The sequence below is a fragment of the Nonomuraea sp. ZG12 genome, from assembly GCF_052068115.1.
GTDB lineage: Bacteria > Actinomycetota > Actinomycetes > Streptosporangiales > Streptosporangiaceae > Nonomuraea.
This window is the reverse complement of record NZ_JBQHCW010000008.1, coordinates 92,561-118,833: the sequence shown is the minus strand read 5'-3', so window position 1 is coordinate 118,833 and position 26,273 is coordinate 92,561. Positions and strand designations below refer to the sequence as shown.

Sequence of the window (26,273 nt, the reverse complement as noted above, 5' to 3'; positions counted from 1 at the left end):
CCGGGCGCCCGGCCTGTCGCCGCCGCGCCCTCGGCCTTTCCGCCCCGTTCTCTCCCACCCGGTCGAGGACCACGTCACTCCGTGCCCTGGTGAACTTGTACGACAGGCGGCTCGTACCTGTTGCCGACGGGTGTTGTCTCGCTGAGGGGGCTTCGACGTGGCCGTGCGACACCGGATCGTGGGCATGGTCGCCACCGTGCTCGGCGCGGGCCTGCTGCTGCCCGTCTGGGCCACCGGGGCGGCCGGGGCGCACGGGGCGTTGGAGCGTCCTGTCAGCCGGGCGGCGGCCTGCGGCGCGGAGAGCGGGCTGAAGGCCGGGCCGGCCTGCGTGGCGGCCGCCGGGGTGAGCGGTCCGGCGATGGCCGAGCGATGGGACGACCTGCGGGTGGCCGACGTCGCGGGCAGGGACCGCGAGCTGATCCCCGACGGGAAGCTGTGCAGCGGCGGCCTCGACCTGTTCAGCGGCCTCGACCTGGCCCGCGCCGACTGGCCCGCCACCGAGCTGACGCCGGGCGCGGACTACACCTTCCGGTATCGGGGCACGATCCCGCATCAGGGGACCTTCCGGATGTACGTGACGGCGGACGGCTACGATCCGTCCCGGCCACTGGCCTGGTCGGACCTGGAGCGGAAGCCCTTCCTCAAGGTCACCGATCCACCGCTGAGGGACGGCTCCTACGCCATGGAGGGCCGGCTGCCCGCCGGCAAGACCGGCCGCCACCTGATCTATACGATCTGGCAGAACTCCGACACACCGGACACGTACTACTCCTGCTCCGACGTGATCTTCGGCGACGCCGCCGTGCCGGGTGCCGAGCCCGCCGCCACGGGCGCACCCGCCGTGCGGGACGGCGACCTGGTGTGGGTGATCGGCGCGGCGGCTCTGCTCGCCGCCGCCACGGCGGGCGCGATCGTGGTGCTCCTGCGCCGCCGCTGACGACCTCACATCTCCGTCGCCGTCGCCGTCGCCGGAGGCGTACGCCCCGGCGAGCCGAGCGTCACAGGGCCGGGGACGCTCAGGACCACAGGGCGGCCGGATCCTCCAGGATGGCGCGGACCGTGACCAGCGCCGCGCCCAGCAGCGGCCCCCGCCTGCCCAGCTCCGAGACGGTCAGCGCGCCGGGATCCCACGAGCGTACGGTGACCCGCTCGGCCAGCTCGCGGCGCATCGACGGCAGCAACCACGTGCCCAGCTCGGCGTAGGCGCCGCCGAGCACCACGGCCGCCGGGTCGAGCAGGTTGACCGCCCCGGCGAGCGCCGTGCCCAGCGCGGTGCCCGCCCGCTGCAGCGCGTCCAGCACCAGGGGCTCCCCCTCCCCCGCCCGGACGGCGAGCGCCTCGATCACGTCACACCGCCCTCCGGAAGCCTCCCGCTGAGCGAGACTCCCGGCATCAGCGGCCAGGCCCGCCATGCGGAGGACCGCCGACTTGCCCGCGTACTGCTCCAGGCAGCCGCGGGCGCCGCAGGTGCACGGGTGGCCGTCCGGGTGGACGGGCATGTGACCGAGCTCGCCCGCCAGCCCCCGCGCGCCGCTGAACAGGCGACCGCCGACGACCAGGGCGGCGCCGATGCCGCTCTCCGCCGAGACGTGCACGAAGTCGGCGGCCACCGGGTGCGCCCACAGCTCGGCGAGCGCGCCCAGGTTGGCCTCGTTCTCCACCCGGAGCGGCAGCTCCCCCGGCCACAGCTCGGAGACGGCGACGTCGTGCCAGCCGAGGTTGGGGGCGTGGTCCACGCGGCCCGGCGCGTCGCCGACCAGGCCGGGCACCGCCACGACCGCCGCCACCGGCCGCAGCCCGAGGGAGGCGGCCTGGCGGGTGGCGTCGTCGGCCAGGGCGGACAGGCGAGTCAGCGCCTCGGCGGGGGTGAGGGCCGCGTTGGCGCTCTCCACCCGTGTCCAGACCCGGACCTCGCCGCGCAGGTCGGTGACGCAGGCGCCGAGGTGTTCGACGCCGACTTCGAGGCCGAGCCCGGCGGGACCGCGCTCGCTGACCGCCAGCGCGCTCCCAGGCCGCCCCACCCGGCCGTTCGAGGCGGGCCCGAGCTCCGTCAGCAGCCCGCCGGCGAGCAGCTCGTCCACCAGGCTGGACACGGCCGCTCTGGTCAGCCCGGTCCGCCCGGCGACGGCCGCCCTGGAGACCGGACCGTCGGCCGCGACGGTGCCCATCACCAGGGCGAGGTTGTGCTGCCGCATCCCCTGCTGCGAGGCGGGCCTGCCCGCCGGACGCCCGGAGCCGGGCCGTACGCGCACGATTGTTGAACGATCCGGTTCGGCCCCGGTGGGGTCACTCATGCCCAGGCGCGGCGAAGAGCTGTCCGGCCCGGGGCAGCGTGGCGGCGATCCGCTCCACCGTCTCGACGTCCCTGGGCAGCGGGTCCAGCAGCTCCCCTTGCGCGGTCCCCCAGCGGCGGGACACCTCGTCCGCCGCCTCGCCGGTGAGCAGCGCGGCCGCCTGCGCCGCGGCCCCCAGCGCGACCAGCTCGCCCGCCTCGGGCACCAGCACCGGCCGCCCCGACAGCCTGCGGATCGTCTGGCGCCAGGCGGTGCCCTTGGCGCCGCCTCCGATGAGCAGCAGCGGCACGTCGTGATCCGGCTGCTCGCCGCCCGCCCGCAGGACGTCGTCCAGCGCGCCCAGCAGCGCGGCCGCGGCGCCGTCGTAGGCCGCCTGGAGCAGCTGCCCGGCGGTGGTGTCGTGCCGCAGGCCGTACAGCAGTCCGGCGGCGTGCGGCAGGTTGGGCGTCCGCTCGCCGTCGAGGAACGGCAGCACGACCGCTTCGCCGCCGGGCTCGACGGCCTCCCGGTCACGCCCCAGCAGCTCGGCGATCTTGTCGACGGCCTGGGTGCAGTTGAGGGTGCAGGCGAGCGGCAGCCAGTTGCCGAGCGCGTCGGCGAAGCCGGAGACGATGCCGGTCGGATCCTGCGGTTGCCGGCGGGAGACGGCGTAGACGGTGCCCGAGGTGCCGAGGCTGAGCACCGGCGTCCCCGGCCGCACGCCGAGGCCGAGGGCGGCGGCCATGTTGTCGCCGGTCCCGGAGGCGACCCGGGTGCCTTCGGCCAGCGGACCGCCCGCCCGCACGGTGCCCGCCAGGCCGGAGACCACGCGCGGCAGCATCGCCGGGTCCAGCTCGACGTCGCGCAGCAGCTCGGCGTCGTAGCCCTGGGACGTCCACCAGCCGGTGCCGGAGGCGTCGCCCCGGTCGGTGACGGCCTCGCCGGTGAGCCGCTCGGTGAGGTAGTCGTGCGGCAGCCGGACCGCCGCGACCCTGGCCGCCGCGGCGGGCTCGTGCTCGCGCAGCCACATCCATTTCGCGATGGTGAACGCCGCGGTCGGCACGCTGCCGGTGCGCCGGGCCAGCTCGTCCGCGCCGTACTTGACGGCCAGGCTCGCCGCCTGGTCCGCGGAGCGGACGTCGTTCCAGAGCAGCGCCGGGCGCACCGGCGCGCCGTCGGCGTCCAGGGTCACCAGCCCGTGCTGCTGGCCGCCGACGGAGACCGCCTGGGCGTCCGCGGCGTACCCGGTGCCCTCGACGGCCGCGCACAGCGCCTGCCACCACTGCTCCGGGTCGCTCTGCCTGCCCGCCCCCGAGCTCACGACGTGCGAGGCACGCCCCTCACCCAGAACCTCGCCGGTGTCCACGTCCACGGCGAGGGCCTTCGACGACTGGGTAGAGCTGTCAATGCCGATGACGACGCGCTGTGCCGACATGCCTCACTCCTCACGATCATGGGGGGTGGTCTTCCCACCACCACCCTTCGCATATTAATTTGTTTTCTGCCCTTACGAATAGGAGTCCCGATGACTGACAGTCTCACGCCCCGCCCGGAACACAAGTTCACCTTCGGCCTCTGGACGGTCGGCTGGCAGGGCCGCGACCCGTTCGGCGACGCCACCCGCCCCGCCCTCGACCCGGTCGAGAGCGTCAACAGGCTCGCCGAGCTCGGCGCGTACGGCGTGACCTTCCACGACGACGACCTGATCCCCTTCGGATCCACCGAGGCCGAGCGGGAGAACCACATCAAGCGGTTCCGCCAGGCCCTGGACTCGGCGGGCCTGAAGGTGCCGATGGCCACCACCAACCTCTTCACGCACCCGGTCTTCAAGGACGGCGGGTTCACCGCCAACGACCGCGACGTGCGCCGTTTCGCGCTGCGCAAGACCATCCGCAACATCGACCTCGCCGTCGAGCTGGGCGCTCAGGTGTACGTCGCGTGGGGCGGCCGTGAGGGCGCCGAGTCCGGCGGCGCGAAGGACGTACGCCTGGCGCTCGACCGCATGAAGGAGGCCTTCGACCTGCTCGGTGAGTACGTTCTCACGCAGGGCTACGATCTGCGGTTCGCCGTCGAGCCGAAGCCCAACGAGCCGCGCGGCGACATCCTGCTGCCGACCGTGGGCCACGCGCTGGCGTTCATCGAGGAGCTGGCCCACCCCGAGCTCGTCGGCGTCAACCCGGAGACCGGCCACGAGCAGATGGCCGGGCTCAACTTCACTCACGGCATCGCCCAGGCGCTGTGGCACGGCAAGCTGTTCCACATCGACCTGAACGGCCAGACCGGCGTCAAGTACGACCAGGACCTGCGCTTCGGCGCCGGCAACCTGCGTGACGCCTTCTGGCTGGTGGACCTGCTGGAGACGGCCGGTTACGCGGGCCCGCGGCACTTCGACTTCAAGCCGCCGCGGACCGAGGACATCGACGGCGTCTGGGCGTCGGCCGCCGGCAACATGCGCAACTACCTGGTGCTCAAGGAGCGCGCGCTGGCCTTCCGCGCCGACCCCGAGGTGCAGGAGGCGCTGAAGGCCTCCCGGCTGGACGACCTGGCCAGGCCCACCCTGGGGGCCGGCGAGTCGCTGTCCGACCTGCTCGCCGACCGCGCCTCCTACGAGGACTTCGACGCCGACGCGGCGGCCGCCCGGGGCATGGCCTTCGAGCGGCTCGACCAGCTGGCGATGGACCACCTCATGGGTGCTCGCTAGGCGGATCACGCCCGGGCCCGTCTCCTTCTGAGGCGGGTCCGGGCGCCGGCCCGTCCCGGAAGAATCAATGCGAATCGCACCGGAAAGGTCGCTTTCCGTAACGGACGGGGAAGACCGGTAATAGAAACTCGTATATGGGATGACTTCGCCAGAGATTCCGGCGATGAACCGGTTTCGACGGTACGTGCCCGAGCAGTCACGTATGAACTCGGTGCCTGCCGGCCCCGATCGGCGAAGGAGGAATCGACATGGACGTGGTGTCGGTCGGCACGGTGACGGACGGCACGCTTCCGGTGGTGTTGCGTGGCGAACTCGACTACACCAACGCGCCCCGGGTCCGGGAGACGATCTCCGCCGCCATCGCCGGGCAACGGCCCTCGGCGGTCCGCGTCGACATGGCCGCGGTGGTGTTCCTTGACTCCTCAGGCGTCGGGGTGCTGGTCGACGCGATGAAGGCGGCCTGGGAGGTCGGGGCCTCCTTCCAGGTGGCGGAGCCCACCCCGAGGGTCCACGACCAGCTGCGCATCGCCGGGCTCCTGAACGCCTTCGGCCTGTCCTGATAGGGCCAATAGACGCCCCTCCTGACACTTTGGTTTACCCCAATATCCGAAATTTCAGGACAGAGGCCTTACCTTCTCGACAGAATGCGGAATCCATCCAGCGTCTACCGCAACTGGAGGGATTCCCTTATGCGTAGACCCTTAGGGGTACTCGCGTGCCTCGTAAGCGTTGCCGCACTGTCGGCGCCCGTCGCCACGGCTCACGCCGCGACGGTGCCGCAGGCCGCGTGCCGCGTCTCCGTGGCCAAACCGCTCGTCAACGACGACGGCAGGATCCAGGCGACCGCCACCCGGCGTGGCTGCCTGTTCAACGCCGTCGTCCGGGTCCGGGTCAAGCGGGCCCAGCCCGGCGCGGACCCGGTCGTCAAGAGCGGCGCCAGGAAGTCCCGCAACGCCCGGGTCACCATCGCCCTGCCCTGCAAGCCGGGCGTCTACTACGCGGTGGCCACGGACTATCGCGGCCACAGCACCAAGTCCCGGCCGGTCAGGCTGTCCTGCCACCCCACGGACACCCCCACGGACAGCCCCTCGCCGTCCCCCACGGTCACGTCGGTCCCCACCCCCAAGCCGACCACCACGCTGACTCCCCGGCCGATCCCGACGCCGACGAAGACCTCGACCGCGCCTCCGTCGGACACGGTCGGATCAGCCGAGGAGAACGAGGTCGTCCGGCTCACCAACGCTGAGCGCGCGAAGGACGGCTGCCGGCCGCTCAAGCATGACGCGCAGCTCCGCAAGGCAGCCTTCGGCCACTCCTCGGACATGGCCGTCAAGAACTACTTCAGCCACACCTCTCAGGACGGCCGCAGCTTCCTGGACCGCATCAGGCAGGCCGGCTTCACCGGCGGCTCCGGCTGGGCGGAGAACATCGCCAAGGGCCAGCGGACCCCCGCCGCCGTGATGAGCGGCTGGATGAACAGTTCCGGCCACAGGGCCAACATCATGAACTGCAAGTACAACCTGATCGGTGTCGGCGCGGTCAAGAACAGCCAGGGCCAGATCGTCTGGACCCAGGTCTTCGCCGCTCGCTGACAGAACCCGCACGATGGTCTCCCGCGCCTGATGCGGAGTCCCGGCGACGCCTCGCGGCCCCTTGGCCGCGAGGCGTCTGCGCTCGCCCGCGACAGTCAGCGCTCGTACGGTCAGCGCTCGCGATGCATGACCATGCCGCCGTGGTGGAGGACGTCGGGGCTGACGAAGGTGCCGTCGGCGGTGAAACCGGTGTCGTCCACGTAGTCGATGTGGTCACCGGTCACCGTGTAGCCACCGGTGTAGGCGCGCTTGCGTCCGTTCCGCTCTTCCTCGTAGCGCCCGTCGGGCAGCAGCTCCTGCCGGATCCGCCCGTCGGCGGTGACCCACATCCCCACGTACGGATGCCCGGAGGAAGCAGGCGAGGACGGCGGATGCCCGGAAGAGGCAGGCGAGGACGCCGGATGCCCGGAGGAAGCAGGCGAGGACGGACGATCACAGGCGCTCAGCACGCCCACGGTGACGAAGAGGAGGAGCAGTCTTCTGATCATGGTCAGTGCCTTCCAAGGTGAGCCGGTCATGCCCTCCACCCTGGTGGGACACCGCCGGGAGGACCAGGCCGCCGTTCTCCAGGGTGGGACGCACCCACCCTCGGCTCACTCGACCAGCATGCGCGGCAGCACGCCGGTGATCGCCACGTGTACGACGAGGGTGGCCAGGTTGTAGGCGATGTGCACCGCGATGGCCGCCACCAGTCCGTGCTCGAACATGATCAGGAACAGGAACATGCCCAGGTACCAGGACCAGATCCACCCGAGCAGCCCCTGGTAGGTGTGGCTGTTGCGGAAGCGGCCGTTGCTGGTCAGGATGGCGGCGGCGACCGTCCACGGGGCGGTGGTCAGCACCTCGTGCAGCCGCCCGGCCGTGGCGAAGTCCGCCACCGGGATGAACACCTCGGTGAAGATCCACGGGATCGGGTGCAGGCCGGCGAGGCCCAGCACCACGAAGTCCGCGATGACCGCCCCGGCGATGGCCGCGTAGAACAGCAGCCACCGGAAGAGGATCTCTTCCAGGGTGCTGCGGAAGAGGAGCTGTAACGGGCCGAGCGTGATGATCCGCCCCGGTCGGGCGACGTCGCCCCAGGCGAGTTGCCGCTGGACGTGGCGGTGGCGCGGCAGCCGGATCAGGGTCATCAGCAGCCCGGCGGCCATGGGAGGCCAGGCCAGCAGCAGCGAGTCGGTGAAGGCGGTCCAGAACGGCTGCTCGACGGTCCAGAACGTGCCGAGCTCGAAGGGGATGACGTCAGGGCGCAGCCATTCCAGCAGCAGCACCACGAGGATGGAGAGCCCGAATCCGAACGGCAGGAGGGAGCAGGACACAGCGAAGCCTGAACGGGGCATGCGCGGACCCTTTCGGGGGGTTCAGCCTCCTTCCATCATGCCCATCGCGAGGCCGTGCCGAGCGGGGTGAGCAGCCGGGGCGCTCAGCCGGTCCTGAGGCGGGCCACGGCGCCCTCGACGCGCATGTGCGGCCGTCCCTCCAGCAGCGGGATCGACTCCTCGTCGCCGGGGACCCGCCAGTCCTGAACGGGGACGAGGCCGGGTTCGAGCAGGTCGAAGCCGGCGAAGAGCGCCATCACCTCCGCCCGCGTCCTGAAGGTCGACTGCGCGGGCGTGTTGGCGGTGGCCAGGACGAGCTGGGCGATGGCTTCGGGATCGCTCTCGGCCATGGCGTGGGAGAGCACCACGTGGCTGCCCGGCGCCATCCGCCGCCGGAACGCCGCCACGATCCCCGCCGGGTCCTCCTCGTCCATGACGAAGTGCAGCACCCCGACCAGCAGCACGACGACGGGCTGGTCGAAGTCGATCAGGCCGGTGACGTGCGGGTCGGCGAGGACGTCGGCGGGGCGGCGCAGGTCGGCCTGCACGCTGGCCACCCCAGGGGCGTCGGCCAGCAGCACCTGCGCGTGCATCCGCACGACCGGGTCGTTGTCGACGTAGATCACCCGGCAGGCGGGGCTCACCTCGCGGGCCACCTCGTGCACGCTGGGCGAGGTGGGGATGCCCGCCCCGATGTCGATGAACTGCCGCACGCCCTGCTCCGCCAGGTGGCGTACGGCGCGTACCAAGAAGAGCCGGTTCGCGCGGGCGACCAGGCGCGCGTCGGGCGCGGCCGCGAGCAGCTTCTCCGCGACGGCCCGGTCGATCGCGACATGGTCCTTGCCGCCGAGGAGGTAGTCGTACACCCTGGCGGAGCTGGGAACGCTGGGGTCGACACCAGGCGGGACGCGTTCGAGCTCGGTCACGGGGACATGTCTCCTTGGCCTGACGAGCAGCTTGATCGTCATGCTACCCGTCGCGTCCCGGCCTTGACCCGGCTGTCAGGCGGACAGCGGGTTCACATGCCGGTGGTGCAGGCCGACGACCGGCGTCTCGTGCAGACTGCCGGAGTAGAGGAATTGCGTCATGCCGACCAGCAGCCGCCGCACGTCCTCCTGCGGACGCACCACCAGGCGCAGGAAGCGGCTGGTCGTGCCCAGCTTGTTGCCGCATTCGCGCACGTACACGCCGTGCTCGGTCAGCAGGTGGTCGCGCAGCGGCACCCCGTCGAACCCGGCGGGCAGCTTCACCAGCAGGAAGTTGCCCTGAGAGGCGAAGACGGACAGCTCCGGCATGCAGCTGAGCTGGTGGAACATCGCCCGTCTGTCCTGGGCCAGCCGCCTGAGGCTCTCCTGGTACTCGCCCATGAACTGCTTCATCATGAACACGACGACCTCGGCGAAGGAGTTGAGGTTCCACTTGGGCAGCGCGTCGCGCACCTTGCCCGCCAGCGCCGGGTTGGCCACCATGTAGCCGAAGCGGATGCCGTGCAGGCCGAAGTTCTTGCCCAGGCTGCGCAGCACGATCACGTTCGGCCGCACCGCCGCCTCCGCGGCCACGCCGGGGAACGGCTCGGCGTCGACGAAGTCGCCGAACGACTCGTCCACGATCACCAGGTCGAGGTCGATGAGCTCGTCCAGCAGCCGCAGCACCTCGTGCTTGGGCAGGTAGCCGCCGTCGGGATTGTTCGGGTTGCAGATCACCGCCACCCGGGAGCCGCGCATCCGGATGAAGGAGACGTACTCGTTGACGTCGAGCCCGAAGTTGCGGTTCTCCAGCAGCGGGAACATGTCCACCCGCTTGCCGGTCTCCAGCGGCTGGTCGGTCCAGCGGCCGAAGGTGGGGATGGGCACCGCCAGGCTCTCCCGCACGAGCAGGTGGTCGATCCAGGTGATCAGCTCGGTGGAGCCGTTGCCCATGGCGACCGTCTTGGGGTGCAGGCCGAGCGTGGAGCTGAGCTCCGCGGTGATGGTGTCGGCGTCGCTGGGGTAGAACTTCAGGATCGTCTCCAGGTTCCTGCCCAGGTGCTCGAAGATGTCCGGGGTCGGGAAGTACGGGTTGCACGGGATGCAGAAGTCCACCGGGGCGCTCTGTCCCACCGCACCCCTCATCAGCGAAAAGTACGAGGGGCTGTGCGCCTGGGCGCGCAAAAGGCTGAGCTCCACCACACCTCCATGGGCACACTGTGTCCGATGTGTGTAGATACGCGCTGATCAGGTGACCGGTTCAGCGCGGCGGGGCGGTGGCGCGGTGGAGCGGCGCCGGACCAGCCGGACCGCCAGCTCGGTGTCACGGCTGGTCATGTCGGGCCGCTGGATGCGCTGCACCAGATGCCAGACCGCCTGGGCGCCCAGCAACTCCTTGTCGGCCGCGATCGTGGTCAGCGGCGGCGAGGCGTGCGCGGACATGGCGACGTCGTCGTAGCCGATGACGCTGACGTCGCCCGGGGCGCTCAGCCCGCGGTCGCGCAGCGCGTCCAGCGCGCCGAGGGCCGACTCGTCGTTGGCGCAGAACACGGCGGTCGGCGGCTTCGGCAGCGCGAGCAGGGCCGCCATCTGCTCGTAGCCGAGCTTGGAGCTGAAGTCGCTGCGCCTGACGTAGGACGAGGGCGCGCGCAGCCCGTGCCCGGCCAGCGCCCGCCGGTATCCGGCCAGGCGGCGGGCGGCGGGCACGATCCGGTCGTCGGCCGTGATGATGGCGGGCGGCGGGTCGGTGTGGCCGAGCTCCAGCAGGTGGCGGGTGGCGAGGTAGCCGCCGGTCTCGTCGTCGTGGCGGATGTAGTCGACGGGCAGCTCCTCGACGGCGTGCTCCAGCAGCACGCAGGTGACGCCCGCGTCGAGGATCCGGCGCAGGTAGTCGCGGTCGGGCGCGAAGCTCAGCACCAGCAGCCCGCTGACCTGCTCACGCTCCACGCACAGCGGCAGCCGGTCGCCGCCGGGGTGGACCACCTCGTACGTCATCGACAGCCCGAGCTCCGCGCAGGCCTGCTGCGCCCCGGACAGGACGGGGGCATAGTACGGGTTGGACGGCGAGAACATGTCGCTCACCGAGGAGACGAACCCGATCAGCCCGCTCTCCCTGACCGCCTTGCGCGCCCGCGGCCGATAGCCGAGCTCCTCGGCCGCCAGCCGCACGGCGGAGCCGGTGTCCGGCGAGACCCAGGACTTGCCGGAGAAGACGGCGGACGCGGTGCCGATGGACACACCCGCCCGATCGGCCACCTCCTTGAGCGTGGCCCGCCCAGGCACCCGTCCCATGGACCCCCCCCATCACTGAACTTCACTTCACCGTACTGAAATTTCAGCATTACAGGGAGAAAAGCACGCATCTGGGAAGTGCGACATCATCTGTCCGGTGAACCATCGGATCCCTGTCGCGCTCCGCACGTTCCTCGCCGCGTTCCTCGCCGCAGTGGGAGTGACCGCCTGCGGAGCCATCCCGACCGCCGCCCCGCCTGCGGATCCTCCCTCCCCCAACGCTCCGGCGGCGACCGCCGCCTCCACCGGCCCGACCGCCGGCCCCACCGGCGCGGACGGCCCTGACAGCCTGGACGGCCTGGATGGGCGGCCCGCGCTGGCCGAGACGCGCAGCACCCTCACTCCGGACCTCAAGGTCGAGGTCGTCGGGCTCGACCGGGTCAAGGGCAGGCACCTGATCGCCCAGCTCAGGCTCAGCAACACGGGCACCGGCGAGCACATCCCCTGGACCGGCGAGATGGGCGACAACACGCGCCCACTGGGAGAGATCCGGTGGGCGTCGGGCATCGGGGTGCTCGATTCGCGCGCCCGCGCCTGGATCCTGCCGTACCAGCCTGCCGGCTCTCCCTGCCTGTGCAGCGACCAGCGGCGCGACGGCCTCGGCTACTTCATCGACGCCGGGCAGTCGATCACCGTGTACGCGGTCCTGCCGTCCCCCTCCGGCGACCCGGCCACCACCACGGTCGTCACCCCCGTCGGCCCGCCCATGCTCGACGTGCCGATCAGCGACGAGCCGCCCGTCATCCCGGCCGGCATGAACGTCCCCGACCCCGACGCCGAGCCCGTCACCACCGTCACGCGCCGCGTCGTGACCCCCTCGCAGTCCCTCGACAGATCCGAGGAGACCGCCGACGACGGCGAGGACCTGCGGGTCAGCCTCTCCTCCGACGTGCTGTTCGCGGTGAACGAGGCCACCCTCACCGCGCGCGCCCGGACGATCCTGGCGCGCACCGCCAAGCTGGTCGACTCCTCGCCCGGCCCCTCCGTACGGGTAGAGGGCCACGCCGACTCCTCCGGCACCGACGCCGTCAACGACCCGCTGTCGCGGCGCCGCGCCCAGGCCGTGCGCAAGGCACTGTCCCCGCTGGTGACCCGCCCCGGCGTCACGTTCCAGGCCAAGGGGTACGGCTCCCGCAGCCCGCTCTACGGCAACGACACCGAGGAGGGCAAGCGGCGCAACCGCCGGGTCACGGTCACCTTCGCCAAGCCCCGGCCCGCCGAGCCGGAGCCGGCGGCCACCCTCCCGCCCGCCGGGACTCCGGACGCGACCGGCCTGACGGGCACCACCAGGGCGGACGGCCGGCCGATCTCCATGACGGTGGACGGCCTGCGCCGGCTGCCCGGCGGCCTGGGCCTGCTGACCTACACCGTCACGAACGAGGGCGACGGCGAGGCCTGGTTCAACGAGTTGCATCGGGCCAAGGACTGGATGTCGTTCAAGTATCAGGCCGCGAGCAACGTCACGCTCACCGACGAGGCCGCCGGGCGCCGGTATCTGCCTGGCAGGCTCCAGGTTCCCACCGACGACGGCGGCGTCGACTCCTACTGCGCCTGCACCGGCGTGGCGGGCGTGCGCCTGGCCACCGAGAAGTTCGCCCCTGGCCAGTCCAGGCAGTTCTGGGACCTGTTCGAGCTGCCCGCGGACGCCACCGCCCGCACGGTGCGGATCGCGGGCTTCCGGGAGCTTCGGGTGCCCGTCAGGTGATGTCGCGCCGCAGCGGCACCATGACGGCGATCGCCGAGGCGACCAGCGCGTAGCCGAGCAGCAGCAGGCCGCCCGCCGGAGCGGACAGCAGGCCGACGGCGGCGCTGCCGGTCTGCTCGGCGATCGCGTCGGCCAGCTGGGTGAACCCGGTCAGCGCCGAGGTGGCGCCGCCCGGCAGGAAGGGGTAGAGGGAGCGGACGCCCGGAACGAGCATCAGCAGGCTTTCGACCAGGTAGAGGTACGCGCCGACCACGGCGAGCGCGGTCACCTGATTGCGCAGCAGGGCGCCCGTCGCCACGCCGAGCAGGGTGTAGACGGCCATGGTCACGGCGATGCGGGCCAGCAGCGCCAGCACCGCGCCGGCGGGCAGGCCGAGTTCGACGCCCTTGAGGGCCGCCGCGCCGAACAGGCCCGCCGCCGCCACCGCCGTGGCCACGAGGCCGTAGGCGAGCCCGCCCCCGGTGTAGGCCGCGAGTTTGGCGACCAGCCAGGTCCAGCGCCTGGGCGCGAACAGCGCGGTCGTGGAGACGGTGCCGTGCCGGTATTCACCGGCCACGGCGGCCGTACCGAGCAGGGCGGGGACGAACGCGGTGAATCCGAGCAGGCCGAGCAGCGCCGTGGCGCCCTCGGCGGTGTGCAGGCCCGGCATCGGCGGGGTGAAGTTCTCCGGGCCGACGAGCGCGAGCAGGCCGGTCAGCCCGCCGCTGGCGAGCGCGGCCAGCAGCCCCCACAGCCAGAGCCTGGTGGTGGTCAGCCGCTGCCACTCCGCAGAGATGAGCGCGATCATCGGGACTCCTTCGTGAGGTGCAGGAACGCCTTCTCCAGCGTGGGGCGCTCGGGGGTGATCTCGTGCAGGGGCACGCCGTGGGCCGCGGCGGCGGTGGCCACCTGTTCGGCGGTCAGGCCGTGGACGCGCAGGGCGTCCGATCCGGCCTCTTCCACCTCGCCGCCCTCGGCCGGCAGACAGGCCCGGAGCAGGTCCGTCCGTGGTGACCGCACCAGCACGCTCCGCGCGCCGGACAGCTCGGCGGTGGAGGCGGTGGCGACCAGCCGCCCGTCGCGGATCACCACGACCCGGTCGGCCACCTGCTCGACCTCGGCGAGCTGGTGGCTGGAGACCAGCACCGCGCAGCCCTGCTCGGCCCGCTCGCGCAGGAATCCGCGCAGCCAGGCGATGCCCTCGGGGTCGAGGCCGTTGCCCGGCTCGTCGAGCACCAGCACCCGGGGGTCGCCGAGCAGGGCGGTGGCGAGGTTGAGCCGCTGCCGCATGCCGGTGGACAGGCCGCGCGTGCTGCGCCGGGCGAACTCCGACACCCCGGTCCGCTCTGCCACCCGCTCGACGCGGCGGGCGTCGTACCCGCCCATCCGGGCGTAGAGCCGCAGGTGGTCCAGGGCGGTGTGGGAGGGATGGAAGCCCGAGCCGTCCAGCAGCGCGCCGACGGTGGCCGTGGGCCTGGGCAGGTCGGCGTAGCGCCTGCCGCCGATCGTGGCGGTGCCGGAGGTCGGGGTGACCAGGCCGAGCAGCATCCGCATGGTGGTGGTCTTGCCCGCACCGTTGGGCCCGAGGAAGCCGGTGACCGTCCCCGGCGCGACGTCGAAGCTGAGGTCGGTGACGGCCGCGACGGATCCGAACCGCTTGGTCAGGCCGCGCACCTGGATGCCGGTCACGCGGCCACCGAGGCCAGGGCCCGGCGGATGCCCTCGGCGTCGCGGACGCTGAGGATGAGCTCGTCGTAGCCCGATCGCCTGTCCCGCATGACGATCCGGAGGCCGGGCTCGCCGCCGCGGGCGGCGACCAGCCGCCTGACGCCGCCGAAGGAGGTCCAGACGCCGACCTTCATGACCCCGCTGACGAGCAGGCCGGCACGCCGGCCGGTGGCCGCCGCGAGCGGCCGGTCGAGGTGGTGCGTCTCGCGGATGCCGTCGACCGGCACGCTGACCGCGGCCGCCCTGCTGAACAGCCTGGCCCATGGAGCGAAGTGCACCGTCAGCGTCCCTTGCTGGATCGTCACCTGGATCATGTGTCCTCCTCAGGACGTTGGCCCCATGTTCTATCTGTTCTACTAGTTGTATATCAGCTAGGCTTGGGCCGTGCAATTCATCCCGATCCGTGAACCGGTGCGGCGATCGTGGCCCGACAACGCCGAACGCCCGGCCCCCCGTCGTGCGGGGCCGGGCGTTCGAGCTCACTTCCACGGGCGGTGGCCGCCCGGTGGAGGCTAGTGGTGGTGCCTGTCGCGGTGGTGACGCTGGCCGATGACCTTCACCCAGTCGGTGGCCGTGGAGGACTCCAGGTAACGGGAGCCCTCGAAGACCGCGCGCCAGGTGCCGGACTGGTAGGCCCGGACCCTGGTCTGGAAGTAGCCGTCGCGCCCGGTCTTCACCGACTCGACGTGGTGCCACTGGCCACTGCCGGCCGGCTGGAAGAGGATGGCGACCCGCTTCCAGCCGAGGCGGTGCCAGCTCCCCTCGTTCTCGCAGTGGTTCGCGTGGTGCACCACGACGAAACCGCTGATGTAGTCCTCGTCACAGCGAACCGACAGCTTGCCCGAGACCGTCACCGGCTGACCGCGCCAGGCGGGCTCGGGGTTGACGTCGAACGACAGGCTGGTGTGACCGCCGTCGTTGCCGGGACTGGCTGCCATGGCCGGCGCTGCGGCCCCCGCGAGCACGGTGGCGCCCAAGGCGGCCGCCGCCGCGCCGGCGGCGAGACGTCGCATCATGAAGGTGACTTCCTTCCCCGTGTGGAACGCACACCGAACGGTGTGCGTCAACGCGAATGACGCGTTCGGGTAAACAAAAGTTGCAGAAAGTCGGATCACGGTTTAACAACGACATTCATGGCGTACAGCTTTTGTCGCCTTTAGGTTGTCTTTATGGCGCTATTGGGTGATTTGTCGAATTCTTGAGGCATCTGCGGCGTAGTGTCCGGTTCCTAGGTAGCGGACACGCCACTCGCCGCCGGCCCGGCCGGAGACGGTGCGTCGGAACGCGCCGTTGGCCGTGGTGGTGGCCTCGGCGACCCGCTGCCACGTCCCCGACGAGTCCTGCCGCCAGAGGATCTCCACCCGCTGCCGGGCGAACGGCGAGAAGCCGGCGGCGCCGCGCGGGTCCAGCCTGGTGAGCGAGCCGCTCAGCCGCACGCCCTGGGCGTCACCGGCCCTGGCCACCCGTACGGATCCCAGCTTGCTCTCCCGCTTGAGCTGGAACGACGCGTACGACGTCACGCTCGTCCCGTTCGGGCCCTTGGCGGTCGCGGTGATGGTCCAGGTGCCGGCGGGGTAGTACCGGTTCAGCGCCTTGTCGGGCAGGAACCGCCACGTCTGCCACCCGTCGCTCATCCGCATCGGGCTGGGTACGGCCCGCCAGACCGGCCGCGCGGACGCCGCCTGCTCCGAGGCCGGCACCTCCTGCGTGGCCTGACCGGCTCCTGCCTTGACCGGCTCGGACGGCGCCGCCTGCTCCTCCGTGGGATCGGCGGGCGAGCCCTCCGCTGCCCCGGGCGGCGAGACCCCCTCGGCCGAAGAGTCGTCCCCGGACCCGGAGGGCGGGGCTTCCTCACCTGAAGAGTCCTCCCCGGCCCCGGAGGGCGAACGCCCCTCCGCCGACGCCTCTCCCTCAGACCCCGAAGGCGAGCGCCCTTCCGCCGACGGCTCTCCCTCAGACCCGGAGGGTGAGACTTCCTTCTCCGCGGGGTCGTCCGAGGAGCCGGCGCGCGGGGCCTTCTTCTTGGGTTCCTTGGCGGAACGGTCGCCGGTCGGCGACTCGGCGTCCGGCCGGGTCTTCGCCCCAGTGGGTGGTTTCGCGGGCTGCTCGGCAGACGGCTCTCCGCGCGACTCGTCGCGCGTGTCGGTGGACGAGTCGCCCGATTCGGACCAGTCCTCCCAGTTCTCCGAGTACGGCTCGTCCTGGTTGGACCACTCGTCCCAGGTTTCCGAGGACGACTCGTTACCCGAGTCGCCCGTGTCGCCCGTGTCGCCGGAGTCGTCCGAGGGCGGCGGCGAGGACGGCCGTGGAGACGGGGACGGCTCCCCGGTGGGGCTGATGTCCGGGCCGGGCGGCGCCCCCGGTTCGACCTTGACGCTCACCCCGTCACGCCTGCTCACCCCCTTGGCGACCACGTCGATCACCAGGCGGACGGAGTTCCCGGCTCCGACCACGGGGGCGGCGGGCCGTACATTGATCTGACGGATGGCGAGCTCGGTCGCAGCGGAGGACGCAGGCATGGGAACCGTGAGCGCCCCCGCCGCGAGCGAGACGAGAAGAAGGCTTCTGGTCATGATCAAGACGGTAGGAACCATCCGGTAATGACCAGGACCACGACACACGCCCCGGATGGCAAAAACCGCCGCCGGGAACCTTCGGGTCAGCCGGCGTAGAGCCGTTCGATGAGCTCGGCGTACTTGGCGTGCACGACGCGCCGCTTCAGCTTCAGGCTGGGGGTGAGTTCCTCGGTCTCGATCGTCCACTCGGTGCCGAGCAGCGCCCACTTCTTGACCTGCTGGACCCTGGCGAGCTTGGTGTTGGCCGCCTCGACGGCCGCCTCCACCTCCTTGAGCACCTCCGGATGCTCGGCCAGGTCGGTGAGGTCGGTGAAGGTGATGCCGCGCGCCTGCGCCCAGCCGGGCGCGATCTCGCCGTCGAGGGTGAGCACGGCCACCGGGTGGGGCCGGTTGTCACCGTAGGCGAGGGCCTGGCCGATGAGCTGGTGCTCCTTGAGGTGGTTCTCGATCTCGGCCGGGGAGATGTTCTCGCCGCCGGCGGTGATGATCAGCTCCTTCTTACGGTCCACGACCCGGTAGAAGCCGTCGTCGTCCACGGTGCCGATGTCGCCGGTGTGCAGCCAGCCGTCGGCGTCGACGAGCTCGGCGCTGGCCTCGGGGCGGTTGAGGTAGCCGCCGGTGTTGAGCGGGCTACGGGTGAGGATCTCGCCGTCGTCGGCGATGCGCACCTCGACCCCCGGCTCGGCCCTGCCGACGGTGCCCAGGCGGTAGCAGGCGGGACTGTTGCCGGTGAACGCGCCCGTCGTCTCCGTCATCCCGTACACGTCGATGACCTTCAGCCCGAGCCCGGCGTAGAAGCGCTGCACCTCGTCGGAGAGCGGCGCGGCGCCGGTGGCGGTCCACTGGGCCCGGTCGAAGCCGATCATGCCGCGGATGATCGACAGGAGCGCGCCGTCGGCCTGGTCGTAGGCGGCCTGGATCTCGGGGGTGACGGTGCCGCCCCACTGCCCGGCCTCGACATAGGCGACCCCCGCCGCCATGGCCTGGCGCGCGGCCTCCTGCTGCTCGGCGGGCTGGGTGGAGAGCACGGCGTTCAGGCGGGCCATCATCTTCTCCCACACGCGCGGCACGCCGAAGAACATCATCGGCCTGACCTGGCCGAGCGTGGCGCCGAGATTGGCCAGGTCGGTGCAGAAGTACACGTGGGAGACCTTCACCAGCGGCAGGTAGAGGCTGAGCACCCGCTCGGCGATGTGCGCGTAGGTGAGATAGGAGATCTGGGTGCCCTGGACGGGCAGCGCGGTCATCCTGTCGGTGGACTCGACCTCGTAGAAGACGTTGGTGTGGCTGAGCGGGACGCCCTTGGGCATGCCGGTGGTGCCCGAGGTGTACAGGACGGTGACGACGTCGTCGGCCGCGACCGCCCGCCACCTGGCCTCGACACCGGCGGGGTCCTCGGCGAGCCGGGCGCGGCCCAGGTCGAGGAAGTCCTGCCAGGCCATGAACCGGTCGTCGTCGCCGGGTGCGCCCTCCAGCATGATGATCTTGCGGAGGTCGGGCAGCCGGTCGAGGACGGGCGCCCAGCGGGCGAGTTCGGCGGGCCCGCCGAGCACGGCGATCCTGGCGCCCACGTCTGCGGCGACGAAGGCGATCTGGTCGGGCGCGAATGTGGAGTAGACGGTGCAGCCCAGGCCGCCCGCGTGCACCGCGCCGAGGTCGGCCAGGACGTGCTCGCTCCTGTTGACCATCATCATCGCCACCGACTCACCCGGCTCCAGCCCGAGCGCGGCTAACCCGGCGGCGATCTCCAGCACCCGACCGCGCGCCTCGGCGTAGGTCAGGGTGTCCCAGCCGCCGCCCTCCACCGGGTCGGAGTAGGCGGGTGCGTCCGGGTGACTCTCCGCCACCTGCCTGAGCTGTTCGCAGACGGTGCGACCGGCTATCCGCCGCTCGATCTCCGCCCGGACTCCGAGGACATCGGCCATGGCACCCGCCTCCAGTCAGTAACCACTTGCACGGTTGGGATGCATCGCACCACACCGCGCGGGTAGCGGCAAGGGTCTGATCCACTCGTCACGTACAGTGATGAACCGCACGCATTTCGCATCCTTGGGGGGCTGGGATGACCAACGGCGGCAGGACGTTCTTCGGCCATCCGTGGGGCCTGGCGACGCTGTTCGGCACCGAGATGTGGGAGCGGTTCAGCTGGTACGGCCTGCGCGCCATCCTGGCCACGTTCCTGGTCGCCTCCCCCGTCCAGCAGGGGCTGGGGATGACGGAGGAGACGGCGCAGGCGGTCGTCGGCGTCTACGGCGCGCTGATCTATCTGGTGGCGCTGCCCGGCGGGTGGATCGCCGACCGGATCCTCGGCCCGCGCAGGTCGGTGTTCTGGGGCGGGTTCGTCATCATGTGCGGCCACATCAGCATGGCCGTGCCGGTGCCGACGCCGTTCTTCGTCTGGCTGGGCCTGCTGCTCATCATCGCCGGCACCGGCCTGCTCAAGCCGAACATCTCCGTCATGGTGGGCAAGCTCTACCCGGAGGACGACGACGCCCGCAGGGACGCCGGGTTCTCCCTGTTCTACCTGGGCATCAACCTCGGCGCCTTCTTCGCGCCGATCGTGGTGGGCCGGCTGGCGGCCGGGGACCGGTGGCACCTGGGCTTCGGCGCGGCGGCGGTCGGCATGGCGCTGGGCCTGGCGCAGTACGCGTGGGGCGGCCGCGGAAGCCTGCGGGGCGTCGGCGAGCGGCCCAACGTGCCGCTCACGCCGCAGGAGACGCGGCGTTTCGCCCTGGTGGTCTCGGCCGCCGTGGCCGTGACGGCGATCGCGCTGGGCGCCTGGGCGGCGAGCGGCACCTTCACGCTCAGCCGGTTCACGCTGGTGATGACGGTCCTGATCCTGGCGGTGCCGGTCCTCTACTTCGGCTACATCATGTTCGGCAGCCACAACCTCACCGAGGACGAACGGTCGAGGATGAAGGCGTACATCTGGCTGTTCGTCGCGGCCTCGATCTTCTGGATGATCTACGATCTGGCGCCGAGCAAGCTGCTGTTCTTCGCCCAGAACCACACCGACCTGTCGCTGTTCGGCATCCCCATCCAGGCGGCGACCACGCAGTCGTTCAACCCGCTGTTCATCATGATCTTCGTGCCGGTGTTCGCGGCGCTCTGGGTCAAGGTCGGCACGCGGGTGAGCACGCCGCAGAAGTTCGCCTTCGCGCTGGTCATGGTGGGCCTGAGCTTCGTGGTCATGGCGCTGGCCGCCGCCCTGGCACAGGGCGGCAGGGTGTCGGTCTGGTGGCTGGTGCTGGTCTACCTCGTCCAGGTCTTCGGTGAGCTGTCACTCAGCCCCGTCGGGCTGTCGGTCACCACCAAGCTGGCGCCGCTGGCGTTCAAGGGGCAGATGCTCGGCATCTGGTTCATCGCCGTGTCGGTCGGCGACGCGGTCGGCGGGCAGACCGGGCGGCTCGGCGACGTGCTGTCCGACCCCGCCTACTACCTTCTGCTGGCCGCGATGGCGATCGTCGCCGGGCTGGCGCTGTTCATGTTCACCCGCAGGCTGCGGGCGATGATGTCCGAGCACCACGTTCCCGCGACGCCGCCGATCCGGTAGACATTGCCACCGTGGCTGAACTTCTCGATCTCGTGGGCATCTTCGTCTTCGCCCTGTCGGGCGCGCTCATGGGCGTGCGCAAGCGGCTCGACGTGGTCGGGATGGCGGTGCTGGCCGAGATCACCGCGCTGGGCGGCGGCATCGTCCGCGACCTGGTCCTCAACGTGCGCCCCACCGCGTTCCAGAGCGTCGGCTACGTCGTGGTGCCGCTGGTGGCGACGGTCGTGGTCTTCTTCTTCCATCCGCACGTGGCCCGGGTGATGCCCGCCATCCTGGTGTTCGACGCCGCCGGTCTCGGGCTGTTCTGCGCGGTCGGCACGGCCAAGGCGCTGGAGTACGGCCTGAGCCCGCTGCACGCGACGCTGCTCGGCGTCACCACGGCGGTGGGCGGAGGCATGCTGCGGGACATGCTGGCGGGCGAGATCCCCACCTTGCTGTACGACCGGCAGCTCTACGCCCTGCCCGCCCTGCTGGGCTCGGCCACGCTGGCCGGCCTCTCGGTCGCCGGCGTGTACGGCTGGCCCGCCACCCTGGCCGCCGCCCTGCTCGCCTTCGGCCTCCGCTTCGCCGCCATGCGCCTCAACTGGCGCGCCCCCCTCGCCAGAGGCCTCGGCGAGTAAGACCCGCGATGATCGTCGACGCCTCCGCCCGCGTGCACGTCCTCCAGGTGTCGAACCCCGGGGAAAGCTCCCGCCGCGCCGAGCCGACACGGCGCCGCTCAGACCATCGGGCTGAGTGAGTCCGGCAGGGGGACGGAGCCGACCCGGCCGCGGTGGCAGGCCTCGGCGATGCGGGTCACCGCCTCGCGCAGCACCTGGGGCGGCTGTGTGTACGGCAGGCGCAGGTAGCCCTCCAGCGTGCCTTCGAGGCCGAACCAGGGGCCGGGCGCGAGTCGTACGCCGTGGCAGGCGGCGGCTTCGGCGAGGGTGACGGCGGAGCCGGTGCCGAGCCGGATCCAGAGCGTGCCGCCGCCGCGCGGCACCGCGAACTCCCACGCGGGCAGCTGCTCGTGCAGCGCCGCCACGAGCGCGTCGCGTGAGGCGCGCAGGGTGCGGCGGCGTTCGGCCCTGGTCTCGTCGAGCCGGTCGAACAGCCGGGCCACGACGAGCTGGTCCAGCACGGGGCTGGCGATGTCCTTGGACGCCCGGTGCAGGGCCATCCGGCGGGCCAGCGCGGCGGTGGTGCGGATCCAGCCGATGCGCAGCCCGCCCCACCAGAGCTTGGACGCCGACCCGATGGTGACCACCCGGCCGTCGTGGCCGAAGGCGGCCATCGGGGCCGTGCCCGGCACCTCGTCCAGGGCGAGCTCCGCCCAGGCCTCGTCGATGAGCAGGAGGGTGTCGGCCCGCCTGGCCGCCTCGGTGACGGCGGCGCGGGCGGCGTCGTCCATGAGGGCGCCGGTGGGGTTCTGGAAGTCGGGCATCAGGTAGGCCAGCCGGGCCGAGGACTGCCGCATGGCGCCGGACACCAGGTCGGTCCGCCAGCCCTCGGAGGAGACGCCGACGGGCACCAGTCTGGCGCCGCGCAGGCGGGCCGCGTCGATGGCGTGCGGGTAGGTGGGCGACTCGACGACCACCGCGTCGCCGGCGCCGATGAGCACGCCGAGCACGAGGTTGATGGCGTTCTGGGAGCCGGTGGTGACCAGGATCTGCTCCGGCCGGGTGGCCACCCCGCGCGCGGTGTAGTAGGCGGCGATCCGCTCGCGCAGGAGGGGCAGGCCCAGCGGGTGGTAGCCGTTGCCCATCCCGTACCGGGGCATGTCGTCGACGGCCTCCAGCATCGCCTCGCGCAGGGCGCGGGGTGCGGCGGGGGCGGCGGCGTGCAGCTGGATCAGGCCGTCGTCGTAGGCGGCGAGCCAGGGGTTGTCGGAGCTGACGGCCGGGTCGGGCAGCGCGGTCCAGCTTCCCGAGCCCTGCCTGCTCTCCAGGAAGCCGCGCTCGCGCAGCAGGTCGTACGCCGCGGTCACGGTGTTGCGGCTGACCCGGAGGGTCTCGGCGAGGTGGCGCTCGGCGGGCATGCGCACCCGCACCGGGATCTGCCCGTTCATGACCAGGGTGCGCACGGCGTCGGCGAGCGCGCGGTAGTAGGGCCGGGCCTCGCGGCTGACGTCGACGAGCCGGGCCACCTGACCGGCGGACAAATGCCTCACAGGGCCACTTTCGATGATTGGCCCTGTTTTGGCAAGTTCTGCCATGTCACGCTGGGGTCATTATGAGCGAAGCGACAATTCCGGCCGTCAGCGGCCTGCCCGGCCGGCTGGCCCGCCTCTACGGAGGTCTGGCCCTCTACGGCGCCGGCATCGGCCTCCAGGTCGGGTCCGGGCTCGGCAACGGCCCCTGGGACGTCTTCCACCAGGGCGTCGGCCTGCGGGCGGGCCTGTCGATCGGGACCGTCATCATCGTGGTCGGCGCCCTGGTCATGCTGGCCTGGATCCCCCTGCGGCAGCGGCCGGGCTTCGGCACGGTCAGCAACGTCATCTTCGTCGGCCTGTTCGCCGACGCCGCCATCCTGCTGCTGCCACCCTCCGGTCACCCCGTGCTGAGCTGGCTCTACGTGGCGCTCGGTGTGGCATCGGTCGCGCTGGCCACCGTGCTCTACATCAGCGCGGGCATGGGCGCGGGACCTCGCGACGGGATCATGACCGGCCTGGTCCGGCTGGGCCTGTCGGTCCGGCTGAGCCGCTTCCTCATCGAGGTCACGGTGCTGGCGGCCGGCTGGCTGCTCGGCGGCACGGTCGGCCTGGGCACGCTGGTGTTCGCGCTGGCCGTGGGCCCGCTGACCCAGCTGTTCGCCCGCTGGTTCCCACTGAGGTGAGCACCTGAGGTGAATGTCCGCCCCGCACGGGCAGGACCCAGATCTGATCACGTGGCCGGACCGGCATGACGCGACATGCCCGGACTCGGCCGCGTGATCACCCTTCCTCCGAGTAGCGTCGGGGCATGCGGATCGAGGACTACGCGCTCATCGGGGACATGCAGTCGGCGGCACTGGTGGCCAGGGACGGCTCCATCGACTGGCTCTGCCTGCCCAGGTTCGACTCACCGGCCTGTTTCGCCGCGTTGCTCGGCGGTGATCGCAACGGTCACTGGTGGCTCGGCCCCGAGGGCCGCCGGCCCGCCACCCGGCGCCGCTACCGGACCGACACCCTCATCCTGGAGAGCGAGTGGGACACCCCCACGGGCACCGTCCGGGTGATCGACTTCATGCCGCCGCGCGACGTCAACCCGGACGTGGTCCGCATCGTGGAGGGCGTCTCCGGCACCGTGCGGATGTCCACCCAGCTGCGGGTCCGCTTCGACTACGGCCGGATCGTGCCCTGGATCCGCCGCTTCGAGGGCCACCTGCAGGCGGTCGGCGGCCCGGACTCGGTCTGGCTGCACTCCCCCATCCCGCTCAAGGGCGGCGACTACGCGCACGTGGCCGATTTCGAGGTGAAGGAGGGGCAACGGCTGTCGTTCGTCTTCACCTGGCATCCGTCGCACGAGCCGATGCCCCGGCAGATCCATGGCGAGACCCAGCTGGCCGAGACCGAGGAGATGTGGAAGGACTGGGTCAGCACATGCACCCACCAGGGCCCGTGGCGCGAGGCCGTGATCCGCTCGCTGATCACGCTCAAGGCCCTCACCTACTCCCCCACCGGCGGCATCGTCGCCGCGCCCACCACCTCGCTGCCGGAGGACCTGGGCGGGGTGCGCAATTGGGACTACCGCTTCTGCTGGCTGCGCGACGCCACGATGACGCTCGACGCGCTGATCGGCAACGGCTATCTGGAAGAGGCCGGCGCCTGGCGGTCGTGGCTGCTGCGGGCGATCGCCGGCAGACCGCAGGACCTGCAGATCATGTACGGCGTCGCGGGCGAACGCCGCCTGCCCGAGCTGGAGCTCGACTGGCTTGACGGCTACGAACGCTCCCGCCCGGTCAGGATCGGCAACCAGGCGGTCAACCAGCTCCAGCTCGACGTCTACGGCGAGGTGATGGCCTGCCTGTTCCTGTCGCGCACCTCCGGCCTGGCGCCCGACGACCGCGCCTGGGCCATCCAGCGGGAGCTGATCAACTATGTGGAGGAGCACTGGGACGAGCCCGACGAGGGCCTGTGGGAGGTGCGCGGCCCGCGCCGGCACTTCGTGCACTCCAAGATGATGTGCTGGGTGGCGCTCGACCGGGCGGTCCAGTACGTCGAGCGGTTCGACCGGAAGGGGCCCGTCGAGCGTTGGAAGGCGCTGCGCGAGGCCGTGCACGCCGAGATCTGCGCGAAGGGCTTCGACCCCGAGCGCAACACCTTCACCCAGTCCTACGGCTCGCACGAGCTGGACGCGGCTCTGCTGCTGATGCCGATGGTGGGCTTCCTGCCGGTGGACGACCCGCGCGTGACCGGCACCGTGGCGGCGATCGAGAAGGAGCTGATGGCGGAGGGGTTCGTGCTGCGCTATCCGGTGGCGGCCGACAACGACGTCGACGGCCTGCCGGGCGGCGAGGGCGCGTTCCTGGCGTGCAGCTTCTGGCTGGTGGAGGTGATGGCCATGCAGGGGCGCAAGGACGAGGCCGAGGAGCTGTTCGGGCGGCTGCTGGCGCTGCGCAACGATGTCGGGCTGCTCGCGGAGGAGTACGATCCGCGCTACGACAGGCTGGTGGGCAACTTCCCGCAGGCCTTCTCGCACGTCCCGCTGATCCACGCCGCGCGGGCGCTGTCGAAGGACGTCACGCGGCCAAGCGGGCCAACACTTTAGCGAACTCCGGCGGCGGGGCCACGACCAGGCGCGTCTGGCCCCGCTGCAGCACGAGGTCGGCCCGGATGAGCGTCAGCCGCCCGTCGTGCCACCAGTAGACCTGGGCGCTGAGCCCGCCGGTGCGGGCGGCGTGCACGCGCAGCCGCTCGATGGCGCGCACCACGCCGATCCCGTCCACGGGGTGCACGAGCAGGGTGTACGGGTCCGGCAGCACGACCAGGGCGCCGTCGGCGGGGATCGGCAGATAGTCCTCCAGCCAGCGCAGATGCGTGGCGGCGGACGGAGTATGCCCGGTGAGCCGGGTGACCGGGGTGCCGGACAGCTCGATGGACTCCACCGAGAGCTTGTCCGCCCCTCTGACGTTGGCGACGGCCAGGTCGATCGCCTGCGCGGTCGGCAGCGGCCAGCAGCCGGCCTCCTCGGGACGGACCGGCCGGGACCCTACGGAGAGCAGCTCCACCAGGTCGCCGTTGAGGTGACGGCCCACCACCCTGGTCAGGTCGGCCACCTCGTCCACGGCCTCGACCCGGGTCGACAGCAACGTCCTGACCTGCTCCAGGTCGCACACGTCGAGCAGCTCGTCGGCGGCGGCGACGGCGTGCGCCAGGTGCTCGGAGACCAGGATCGGCCAGTCCTCCCTGGGCCGGCGGCCCACCTCGCGGCGCAGCCCGGTCAGCCGGACGAGGATCTCCCGGCCGCCGCCGAGGGTCAGCGATCCGCCGTCGGCGGCGAACGTACAGGTGTAGCCGTGCGAGTCCGCGACGAGCGCGAGCAGCGAGTCGAGGTCGACGTCCTCGGTACGGCGCGGGGACTCCCGGTCACGTTTGAATAGATTCACGCGCCGTGTCCCTCTCTGTCGGTTTCGT

The 26,273-nt window shown here is 71.6% G+C and carries 24 protein-coding genes; 9 read left to right on the top strand and 15 right to left on the bottom strand.

Translation table 11 applies throughout. From position 1 onward, the window contains the following. The first annotated feature begins 157 nt into the window (after nucleotides 1-157). Nucleotides 158-937 carry a lytic polysaccharide monooxygenase auxiliary activity family 9 protein gene (locus tag ACTMTF_RS23270; protein WP_441112576.1) on the top strand — a complete coding sequence of 260 codons (780 nt, stop codon included), beginning with the start codon at nucleotides 158-160 and terminating at the stop codon, nucleotides 935-937. 79 nt (nucleotides 938-1,016) lie between these two features. Here the strand turns inward: ACTMTF_RS23270 and ACTMTF_RS23265 are convergent, their stop codons facing one another. Next, nucleotides 1,017-2,252: an ROK family protein gene (locus tag ACTMTF_RS23265; protein WP_441112575.1), complete on the bottom strand. Its 1,236-nt coding sequence runs from the start codon at nucleotides 2,250-2,252 to the stop codon at nucleotides 1,017-1,019. A 34-nt stretch (nucleotides 2,253-2,286) separates the two neighbouring features. After that, the gene (xylB, locus tag ACTMTF_RS23260) at nucleotides 2,287-3,708 is read right to left on the bottom strand and encodes a xylulokinase (protein ID WP_441112574.1); all 1,422 of its coding nucleotides are present in this window, start codon (nucleotides 3,706-3,708) and stop codon (nucleotides 2,287-2,289) included. A gap of 90 nt (nucleotides 3,709-3,798) precedes the next feature. Here xylB and xylA point away from each other — a divergent pair, with 90 nt between their 5' ends. The 3 genes from xylA to ACTMTF_RS23245 all read left to right on the top strand — a co-directional run bounded on the left by xylA (nucleotide 3,799) and on the right by ACTMTF_RS23245 (nucleotide 6,566). Further along, nucleotides 3,799-4,974, top strand: coding sequence for a xylose isomerase (xylA, locus tag ACTMTF_RS23255; RefSeq protein ID WP_441112573.1), 1,176 nt, complete (start codon nucleotides 3,799-3,801; stop codon nucleotides 4,972-4,974). A 248-nt stretch (nucleotides 4,975-5,222) separates the two neighbouring features. After that, nucleotides 5,223-5,534, top strand: a complete 312-nt coding sequence (locus ACTMTF_RS23250) for an STAS domain-containing protein (protein ID WP_397013301.1) — start codon at nucleotides 5,223-5,225, stop codon at nucleotides 5,532-5,534. Nucleotides 5,535-5,663: 129 nt separating this feature from the next. Continuing rightward, a complete protein-coding gene (locus ACTMTF_RS23245) occupies nucleotides 5,664-6,566 on the top strand; it encodes a CAP domain-containing protein (protein WP_441112572.1) in 903 nt (300 codons plus the stop codon). A 110-nt stretch (nucleotides 6,567-6,676) separates the two neighbouring features. Here ACTMTF_RS23245 and ACTMTF_RS23240 read toward each other — a convergent pair whose 3' ends face one another. The 5 genes from ACTMTF_RS23240 to ACTMTF_RS23220 form a co-directional block, all read right to left on the bottom strand. Continuing rightward, nucleotides 6,677-7,084 (bottom strand): Atu4866 domain-containing protein, encoded by a 408-nt coding sequence (locus ACTMTF_RS23240; RefSeq protein WP_441112571.1) that lies wholly within the window; start codon nucleotides 7,082-7,084, stop codon nucleotides 6,677-6,679. Between the two features lie 75 nt (nucleotides 7,085-7,159). Then, nucleotides 7,160-7,903, bottom strand: a complete 744-nt coding sequence (locus tag ACTMTF_RS23235; protein ID WP_441112570.1) for a hypothetical protein — start codon at nucleotides 7,901-7,903, stop codon at nucleotides 7,160-7,162. A gap of 83 nt (nucleotides 7,904-7,986) precedes the next feature. After that, nucleotides 7,987-8,808 (bottom strand): SAM-dependent methyltransferase, encoded by an 822-nt coding sequence (locus ACTMTF_RS23230; RefSeq protein ID WP_441112569.1) that lies wholly within the window; start codon nucleotides 8,806-8,808, stop codon nucleotides 7,987-7,989. Between the two features lie 75 nt (nucleotides 8,809-8,883). After that, nucleotides 8,884-9,993 (bottom strand): pyridoxal phosphate-dependent aminotransferase, encoded by a 1,110-nt coding sequence (locus ACTMTF_RS23225; protein WP_397013311.1) that lies wholly within the window; start codon nucleotides 9,991-9,993, stop codon nucleotides 8,884-8,886. A 102-nt stretch (nucleotides 9,994-10,095) separates the two neighbouring features. Beyond that, a complete protein-coding gene (locus ACTMTF_RS23220) occupies nucleotides 10,096-11,139 on the bottom strand; it encodes a LacI family DNA-binding transcriptional regulator (RefSeq protein WP_441112568.1) in 1,044 nt (347 codons plus the stop codon). Between the two features lie 97 nt (nucleotides 11,140-11,236). Here ACTMTF_RS23220 and ACTMTF_RS23215 point away from each other — a divergent pair, with 97 nt between their 5' ends. Continuing rightward, nucleotides 11,237-12,844: an OmpA family protein gene (locus tag ACTMTF_RS23215; RefSeq protein WP_441112567.1), complete on the top strand. Its 1,608-nt coding sequence runs from the start codon at nucleotides 11,237-11,239 to the stop codon at nucleotides 12,842-12,844. Here the strand turns inward: ACTMTF_RS23215 and ACTMTF_RS23210 are convergent. From ACTMTF_RS23210 to ACTMTF_RS23185, 6 genes are all read right to left on the bottom strand, one after another. Then, nucleotides 12,837-13,631: an ABC transporter permease gene (locus ACTMTF_RS23210; RefSeq protein WP_397013315.1), complete on the bottom strand. Its 795-nt coding sequence runs from the start codon at nucleotides 13,629-13,631 to the stop codon at nucleotides 12,837-12,839. The two genes, ACTMTF_RS23215 and ACTMTF_RS23210, sit on opposite strands and share 8 nt — an antisense overlap. Continuing rightward, entirely contained in the window at nucleotides 13,628-14,512 is an 885-nt protein-coding gene (locus ACTMTF_RS23205) for an ABC transporter ATP-binding protein (protein ID WP_441112566.1), read from the bottom strand. The genes ACTMTF_RS23210 and ACTMTF_RS23205 overlap by 4 nt, the downstream gene beginning before the upstream one ends. Next, on the bottom strand, nucleotides 14,509-14,865 hold the full coding sequence (locus tag ACTMTF_RS23200) for a hypothetical protein (RefSeq protein WP_441112565.1): 357 nt from the start codon (nucleotides 14,863-14,865) through the stop codon (nucleotides 14,509-14,511). The genes ACTMTF_RS23205 and ACTMTF_RS23200 overlap by 4 nt, the downstream gene beginning before the upstream one ends. A 198-nt stretch (nucleotides 14,866-15,063) precedes the next feature. Beyond that, entirely contained in the window at nucleotides 15,064-15,567 is a 504-nt protein-coding gene (locus ACTMTF_RS23195; protein WP_441112564.1) for a hypothetical protein, read from the bottom strand. A gap of 159 nt (nucleotides 15,568-15,726) precedes the next feature. Next, nucleotides 15,727-17,124 (bottom strand): hypothetical protein, encoded by a 1,398-nt coding sequence (locus ACTMTF_RS23190; RefSeq protein WP_441112563.1) that lies wholly within the window; start codon nucleotides 17,122-17,124, stop codon nucleotides 15,727-15,729. An 86-nt stretch (nucleotides 17,125-17,210) separates the two neighbouring features. Then, nucleotides 17,211-19,052 (bottom strand): AMP-dependent synthetase/ligase, encoded by a 1,842-nt coding sequence (locus ACTMTF_RS23185; protein WP_441112562.1) that lies wholly within the window; start codon nucleotides 19,050-19,052, stop codon nucleotides 17,211-17,213. A gap of 137 nt (nucleotides 19,053-19,189) precedes the next feature. On the opposite strand from ACTMTF_RS23185, the gene ACTMTF_RS23180 reads away from it, so the two are divergent. Together ACTMTF_RS23180 and ACTMTF_RS23175 are read left to right on the top strand one after the other, a co-directional pair. Further along, on the top strand, nucleotides 19,190-20,680 hold the full coding sequence (locus ACTMTF_RS23180; protein WP_441112561.1) for a peptide MFS transporter: 1,491 nt from the start codon (nucleotides 19,190-19,192) through the stop codon (nucleotides 20,678-20,680). An 11-nt stretch (nucleotides 20,681-20,691) separates the two neighbouring features. Further along, nucleotides 20,692-21,300: a trimeric intracellular cation channel family protein gene (locus tag ACTMTF_RS23175; RefSeq protein ID WP_441112560.1), complete on the top strand. Its 609-nt coding sequence runs from the start codon at nucleotides 20,692-20,694 to the stop codon at nucleotides 21,298-21,300. Between the two features lie 98 nt (nucleotides 21,301-21,398). Here the strand turns inward: ACTMTF_RS23175 and yczR are convergent, their stop codons facing one another. After that, nucleotides 21,399-22,829 carry a MocR-like transcription factor YczR gene (gene yczR / locus ACTMTF_RS23170; RefSeq protein WP_441112559.1) on the bottom strand — a complete coding sequence of 477 codons (1,431 nt, stop codon included), beginning with the start codon at nucleotides 22,827-22,829 and terminating at the stop codon, nucleotides 21,399-21,401. A gap of 62 nt (nucleotides 22,830-22,891) precedes the next feature. On the opposite strand from yczR, the gene ACTMTF_RS23165 reads away from it, so the two are divergent. After that, complete coding sequence (locus ACTMTF_RS23165) at nucleotides 22,892-23,494, top strand: membrane protein YczE (RefSeq protein WP_397013330.1); 603 nt, start codon at nucleotides 22,892-22,894, stop codon at nucleotides 23,492-23,494. Between the two features lie 125 nt (nucleotides 23,495-23,619). Continuing rightward, nucleotides 23,620-25,407, top strand: a complete 1,788-nt coding sequence (locus tag ACTMTF_RS23160) for a glycoside hydrolase family 15 protein (protein ID WP_441112558.1) — start codon at nucleotides 23,620-23,622, stop codon at nucleotides 25,405-25,407. Here the strand turns inward: ACTMTF_RS23160 and ACTMTF_RS23155 are convergent. After that, a complete protein-coding gene (locus tag ACTMTF_RS23155) occupies nucleotides 25,379-26,245 on the bottom strand; it encodes a hypothetical protein (RefSeq protein WP_441112557.1) in 867 nt (288 codons plus the stop codon). The two genes, ACTMTF_RS23160 and ACTMTF_RS23155, sit on opposite strands and share 29 nt — an antisense overlap. Nucleotides 26,246-26,273 lie beyond the last annotated feature (28 nt).

Coding starts and splice junctions, on each gene's coding strand:
- xylB (WP_441112574.1), bottom strand. CDS start 3,708: ATGTCGGCACAGCGCGTCGTCATCGGCATTGACAGCTCTACCCAGTCG.
- xylA (WP_441112573.1), top strand. CDS start 3,799: ATGACTGACAGTCTCACGCCCCGCCCGGAACACAAGTTCACCTTCGGC.
- ACTMTF_RS23250 (WP_397013301.1), top strand. CDS start 5,223: ATGGACGTGGTGTCGGTCGGCACGGTGACGGACGGCACGCTTCCGGTG.
- ACTMTF_RS23245 (WP_441112572.1), top strand. CDS start 5,664: ATGCGTAGACCCTTAGGGGTACTCGCGTGCCTCGTAAGCGTTGCCGCA.
- ACTMTF_RS23240 (WP_441112571.1), bottom strand. CDS start 7,084: ATGACCGGCTCACCTTGGAAGGCACTGACCATGATCAGAAGACTGCTC.
- ACTMTF_RS23235 (WP_441112570.1), bottom strand. CDS start 7,903: ATGCCCCGTTCAGGCTTCGCTGTGTCCTGCTCCCTCCTGCCGTTCGGA.
- ACTMTF_RS23225 (WP_397013311.1), bottom strand. CDS start 9,993: ATGAGGGGTGCGGTGGGACAGAGCGCCCCGGTGGACTTCTGCATCCCG.
- ACTMTF_RS23220 (WP_441112568.1), bottom strand. CDS start 11,139: ATGGGACGGGTGCCTGGGCGGGCCACGCTCAAGGAGGTGGCCGATCGG.
- ACTMTF_RS23210 (WP_397013315.1), bottom strand. CDS start 13,631: ATGATCGCGCTCATCTCTGCGGAGTGGCAGCGGCTGACCACCACCAGG.
- ACTMTF_RS23200 (WP_441112565.1), bottom strand. CDS start 14,865: ATGATCCAGGTGACGATCCAGCAAGGGACGCTGACGGTGCACTTCGCT.
- ACTMTF_RS23195 (WP_441112564.1), bottom strand. CDS start 15,567: ATGATGCGACGTCTCGCCGCCGGCGCGGCGGCGGCCGCCTTGGGCGCC.
- ACTMTF_RS23190 (WP_441112563.1), bottom strand. CDS start 17,124: ATGACCAGAAGCCTTCTTCTCGTCTCGCTCGCGGCGGGGGCGCTCACG.
- ACTMTF_RS23185 (WP_441112562.1), bottom strand. CDS start 19,052: ATGGCCGATGTCCTCGGAGTCCGGGCGGAGATCGAGCGGCGGATAGCC.
- ACTMTF_RS23180 (WP_441112561.1), top strand. CDS start 19,190: ATGACCAACGGCGGCAGGACGTTCTTCGGCCATCCGTGGGGCCTGGCG.
- ACTMTF_RS23165 (WP_397013330.1), top strand. CDS start 22,892: ATGAGCGAAGCGACAATTCCGGCCGTCAGCGGCCTGCCCGGCCGGCTG.
- ACTMTF_RS23160 (WP_441112558.1), top strand. CDS start 23,620: ATGCGGATCGAGGACTACGCGCTCATCGGGGACATGCAGTCGGCGGCA.